Raw genomic sequence first — 5,342 nt, forward strand, 5'->3', positions numbered from 1 at the left:
TGCGATCATGTCCGCCAAGTGAATGAACCGACTGCCGCCCGTTTTAATGCCGACCCTGCGCGTCACTACGAAGCATCAGGTTGCGCGGGCAAGCTGATGGTGTTTGCCGTACGCTTGGATACGTTCCCACAAGAAAAACAGACTGCCGTTTTCTATATCGGTACAAATGATATTAATGAGCTGACCGATATTCGTCGTGCTGCTTTGAGCGAGTTTAAAAACCTGCCTATTTCTGGTGAGTATATCCATCGTCATGCTTTTGATATTGCTGCCGTTTATGGTAAAGATACTTTTTATATCATTAAGACGTTCGGTACCCACCAACTTCCGAAACTGTTTGATCTGAAGGCCCGTGTGGATAGATTCAGCAAAAAGATAAGTTTCTTACCAAAACACTTCTCTGATAAATTCATGCAACTGATCAGTAAGATTTTGCCCGATCACTTGCCGAAATCTATGCGCAACTATCGGGATAAATATGAACATCACCTGATTTTAAAAATGGGTGGCGAGGGGGTAGAAGAAGCGCGTGCTTTCTTGAAGGAATATTTTGCAACCCATGGCGGCGCATTCTTTGAATGTAATGCCGAAGAAACGCAGGCGGCTATGCTGCATCGCTTTGCTGTGGCTTCTGCCGCGATCCGTTACCGTTCTGTACATGATGATGAAGTAGAGGATTTGGTTGCACTCGATATCGCCTTGCGTCGTGATGATCGTGATTGGTTTGAAACACTGCCGCCCGAAATCGACAATAAAATCATCCATAAATTGTATTACGGACATTTTATGTGTCATGTGTTCCATCAGGACTACATCATTAAAAAAGGCAACGACTGTATGGCTTTGGAACATGAAATGCTCCATCTGCTTGACCAACGCGGTGCGCAATATCCTGCCGAGCATAATGTCGGTCATCTGTATGAAGCCAAGCCCGAGCTGAAACAGTTCTATAAAAAACTCGACCCAACCAACAGCTTCAACCCCGGTATCGGTAAAACCAGTAAGAAGAAAAACTGGGCAGAATAAAGCGTAGTTAAAATAAAGGCCGTCTGAATATTTCAGACGGCCTTTTTATATGTTTGCTTATCAGAACAGATTACTGATGAAAATCAGCAGAATCACCAACGGCACGAGGTATTTCACATAGGCAAACCAGATATTGACCGTAGTATGGTTGCCTTTGTAGAGCAATTCGTCCTTCGCTTCATCTTTCATCACGAAACCGACGAACAAGGCAGAGCCGAGCGCGGTCAGCATAAACAGGATGTTGCCGCTGATATAGTCAAAAGCATCGAAAATGTTTTTACCAAACACGGAAATATCTTTCCATGGGCCGTAGCTCAAGATGGAAGGGATATTGCCGAAGATAAAAATACCTGTCAGTACGATGGTAATAGCCGCTGCGCGGCGGATTTTGGTTTTCTCCTGAATGGTCGTAATCAACACTTCATAAATGGTCAGAGAAGTGGTCAGCGCGGCAATCAGAAGCAGTGAGAAGAAAATCACTGCAAATACAGGGCCTGCCCACATATTGGAGAACACGATCGGCAGGCTTTGGAACACCAGCGTCGGGCCGGAGTTAGGGGCAACGCCAAAGCTGAAGAGGGATGGGAAAATCATAAAGCCAGCCAACACGGCAATCAAAGTATTGGTAATCGCGGTAATTACGGCCGTCTGAACCAGATTTTCGTTTTTATCCAGATAGCTGGATAACGTAATCATCACGCCGAAACCCAAGCTCAAGGCGAAGAATACTTGGCCCAAAACGAAGACGAACAGTTCGGCCGTAATTTTGCTGAAGTCAGGTTTCAGATAGAAGGTAATGCCTTCCATAGCGCCCGGCAGAGTAACGTTGCGCACGACCATGGCAATCAGGAATAAAAACAGCAAAGGCATCAGGTATTTTGCCGCTTTTTCAATACCGCCGATCACGCCTTTGACCAAGATCCATTGGTTTACGACCACAAATAGGAAGGTGTAAAAGGCAATTTCCCAAGGGCTGTTTTCGATGTGTTCGGTAAAGAAGCTTTTGGTAACTTCGCCGGAAACCGGGCTGGAAATATCCAAATTGCCGCCGATGATATTGACGATGTAACTGATGACCCAACCGCCGAGCACCATGTAATAGGCCATGATGCCGAATGCGCCGAGCAGGCCCATCCAACCGACCAATTTCCAAACTTTGGCAACGGGTTTGCCATTCATTGTGCCGCCAAACGTATCCAGCGCGTTCACGCCTTTACGGCGACCGATGACGTTTTCCACCAAGATCATCGGAATACCGATGACCAGCATGGCGATACAGAACAGAAACACATACGCGCCACCGCCGTTTTCACCAACCAGATACGGGAAACGCCATGTCGCGCCAAAGCCGACAGTCGCGCCGGCAACGGTAAGGATGTAAGTCAAACGGTTGGACCAGGTTTGACGGGGTTGATTGGAAGACATAAATACTCAGATGCATAAAAATAAAGACAACATTTTACCGCAAAGATTTAACGAATCTTGACTAAAGTCTGAAAAGAATATTAGTTAAAAAAACCATGTAATGGAGAATTTTTAGTGGGTTTCTCTGGTTTGCTTGGTATTGAAACCTGCAAACAGAGAATTTGTCTGAAGCGATATGAATGATTGAAAGAGCCGTAACGATAAAGGCCGTCTGAAAAGTGGGATATGGGAAAAAGGTTGTTGTGAGGATATTGGATAGCACTAAGGTGTGTTTTCAAGTATGTCGGCAACAAAGATGGTATTTATCTAAGGCCGTCTAAATAACATCCTGTAACCTTAGTTTGGATAGTTACCAATCGGTTTTCTTTCTATAAAACGATTTGTCTGAAATTGAAACAGCACAGATTGATGCGGAAGAGACGAGAAAGAGAAAAGGAGTAATGGCAATTTAATGAGTGGAGATGGGGTTTAGAAATGATGGCTTCTTTAGATAAGAAGGGCCGTCTGAAAGTACGCCTGTTTGGTTGCCAAATTTTAGATAAAAAAAACCATCTATACTAAGGGGAAAGTATAGATGGCCAAACACATTACGGGGAAAACGTCTTACTCACTTACTCACTTCTTTCGAAGCAAGTGTTACTCAGACAGGCGAATTATACAATAGTTCAGTCTTTACAGTGTTAAATTCTGTTAAATAAAAATGATAAGGTTTAGATGTTTGATTTTAAATGTATAAAAAATCCATATTGTTTAAAAAATTATCGAAAAAATTTGGAATTTTTTTAGATTTGGATAAATTTCCATTCTCCTGTGGCCAAATCATCGACATTCCAGTCGCCGAATTTCTCACGGTGGAGCTGTTCGACACGGTTGCCTGCGGCTGCAACCATGCGTTTGACCTGATGGTATTTACCCTCGGTAATGGTCATCATCAGTGTGGTTGGGTCGGCCAATACTGCTTCGGCTGCGGCGACAGTTTTATTATCGTCATGCAGGAGGACGCCGTTTTTCAGCGTAGTGCAAAGGGTATCGTCGGCAGGATGTTTCAAAGTGACACGGTAGAGCTTCGGAACTTTGTGTTTGGGCGAGGTAACTCGGTGGTTAAATTGCCCGTCGTTGGTAATCAGAATAATACCGGTTGTGTCTGCATCCAAGCGGCCGACTGCCTGCATATCGATATTGCGCATGTGGTCGGGAAAAAGGCTGAAGATGCTCGGATATTGCTGAGGTTTGTGCGAAGTTTCGTAATCTGCTGGCTTATGAAGCAGAATGTAGAAATAGGGCATGGGGACGGCGGCAATTTCTTCGCCGTCAACAGACAGGGTGTACACTTGAGACGGGTCGATATCGTCTTTGGCGCTATTATGGATTTCGCCGTTGATGGCAATGCAGTCATTGTCTATCAGCCATTGGCATTGCTTGCGGCTGCCGAGGCCTTGTGATTGGATGTATTTGAGCAGTTGCATGGTTGGTTGAAAAGTAGGAAATGTTCAGACGGCCTTTATTGTACTGGAAAACCGGTTTTGAGGCCGTCTGAAAAGTAGGGGCAAAAAAATCGCCCCTTTAAAATGTTAAGGGGCGCAAAAGGAACACAAACCACTACCAAAAACTGTTACAGGGCAAATTCTCCTATTTGATGTGTTGCCGGATAAAGTGCTTTCATCAAGTCATGTGGTGAAAGCGAGAAATCTTTGCTGTTTGTCGTCAGACGGCCTTGCTGAGGCGTAAGTTCAAGCAATCGAGCGTTTGCCGACTGGATAAATTTGTTTTTTGTGCGCTGCATTTTTCGTTGCAGAGCGGAAACAACACGGTTGTACAGACTGTCTTTTTGCTTGACTTCGCGTGTATCGGCAACCCAGCTCAAGCGTGTATTGCCGTCTTCATCTTCAATCAGCAGGATGCCGGTTTCTGATTGGGGCGATTTACCCATGCAAGGAAGCCAAACATAATATCGGCCATCTAAAGTAATGAATACTGCGTCATGTACTTCGCATTCGTCGCAACACTTGGTGGCGATCAAAGAGCGGATGGCTTGTTGGTGCAGTCTCAGAATATCAAGGGAGACTTGCTTAAAAATACTTTCGGGCATTTTCTTCTCCTTTCATTCTGTTGTGCGGTTGTTTTGTTTCGATGGGTTGTATTATACGGAGATTTTTTAAATTTGCAAATGATAATTGTTCCTATTATTTAATTTATAAGTAAGGTATTAATTATTAAAGAAATTAAATTTAAAAAATTTTTTAGAAATTAGGCTTTCTACTTAAAAATGCAGTAATAGATGGCCATTAAATGCAAAAGAAATAAAGGCCGTCTGAAAAAATCCAGCCGTAAAAAGGCATTTCAAAAGCAGCTGAAGTTTTGCTGACTATACATTTCAGACGGCCTTCAGTATGATTCAAGGCGTTTTGATAATTGCAGAAACTACCAACCATGAGCCAACGTCAGATTATCCTCGATACGGAAACCACGGGTCTTTATCCTGAAAACGGCGACCGTCTGGTCGAATTTGCCGGCTTGGAAATGATCAACCGCCAAATGACCGACTCCAACCTTCATTTATATGTCCACCCCGAGCGCGATATGCCGGAGGAAGCGGCGAAGGTGCATGGTCTGACGATTGAAGTATTGGAAGCGAAGAATGCACCGCCGTTTGCTCAAGTAGGTAAACAGATTGCCGACTTTATACGTGGCGCAGAGCTGATTATCCATAATGCTAAGTTTGACGTCGGCTTCCTGAATATGGAATTCCGCCGCATGGGACAGCCTTCTATTGAGGAACTGGGTTGTAAAGTCACCGACACGCTGGCTATGGCGCGTGAAATGTTTCCGGGGCAAAAGGCAAGCTTGGATGCGTTATGTAACCGCTTTTCCGTTGACCGCAGCAAACGGGT

5 protein-coding genes are annotated in these 5,342 nt (G+C 44.4%); 2 read left to right on the top strand and 3 right to left on the bottom strand.

The window, feature by feature from the left end:
• A partial coding sequence (gene dld, locus ACTHS3_RS08205) for a D-lactate dehydrogenase (RefSeq protein WP_440367644.1) occupies positions 1-1,026 on the top strand: 1,026 nt, incomplete at its 5' end.
• A 60-nt stretch (positions 1,027-1,086) separates the two neighbouring features.
• Here dld and ACTHS3_RS08210 read toward each other — a convergent pair.
• The 3 genes from ACTHS3_RS08210 to ACTHS3_RS08220 form a co-directional block, all read right to left on the bottom strand.
• Positions 1,087-2,451 (bottom strand): sodium-dependent transporter, encoded by a 1,365-nt coding sequence (locus ACTHS3_RS08210; protein WP_004519747.1) that lies wholly within the window; start codon positions 2,449-2,451, stop codon positions 1,087-1,089.
• A 782-nt stretch (positions 2,452-3,233) separates the two neighbouring features.
• The gene (locus tag ACTHS3_RS08215) at positions 3,234-3,917 is read right to left on the bottom strand and encodes a 16S rRNA pseudouridine(516) synthase (protein WP_440367646.1); all 684 of its coding nucleotides are present in this window, start codon (positions 3,915-3,917) and stop codon (positions 3,234-3,236) included.
• Between the two features lie 146 nt (positions 3,918-4,063).
• A complete protein-coding gene (locus ACTHS3_RS08220; RefSeq protein ID WP_049348077.1) occupies positions 4,064-4,540 on the bottom strand; it encodes a hypothetical protein in 477 nt (158 codons plus the stop codon).
• A 341-nt stretch (positions 4,541-4,881) separates the two neighbouring features.
• Here ACTHS3_RS08220 and dnaQ point away from each other — a divergent pair.
• A partial coding sequence (gene dnaQ, locus ACTHS3_RS08225; RefSeq protein WP_440367648.1) for a DNA polymerase III subunit epsilon occupies positions 4,882-5,342 on the top strand: 461 nt, incomplete at its 3' end.

This window comes from Neisseria sp. P0009.S007 (assembly GCF_051962515.1).

Coding starts and splice junctions, on each gene's coding strand:
- ACTHS3_RS08210 (WP_004519747.1), bottom strand. CDS start 2,451: ATGTCTTCCAATCAACCCCGTCAAACCTGGTCCAACCGTTTGACTTAC.
- ACTHS3_RS08215 (WP_440367646.1), bottom strand. CDS start 3,917: ATGCAACTGCTCAAATACATCCAATCACAAGGCCTCGGCAGCCGCAAG.
- ACTHS3_RS08220 (WP_049348077.1), bottom strand. CDS start 4,540: ATGCCCGAAAGTATTTTTAAGCAAGTCTCCCTTGATATTCTGAGACTG.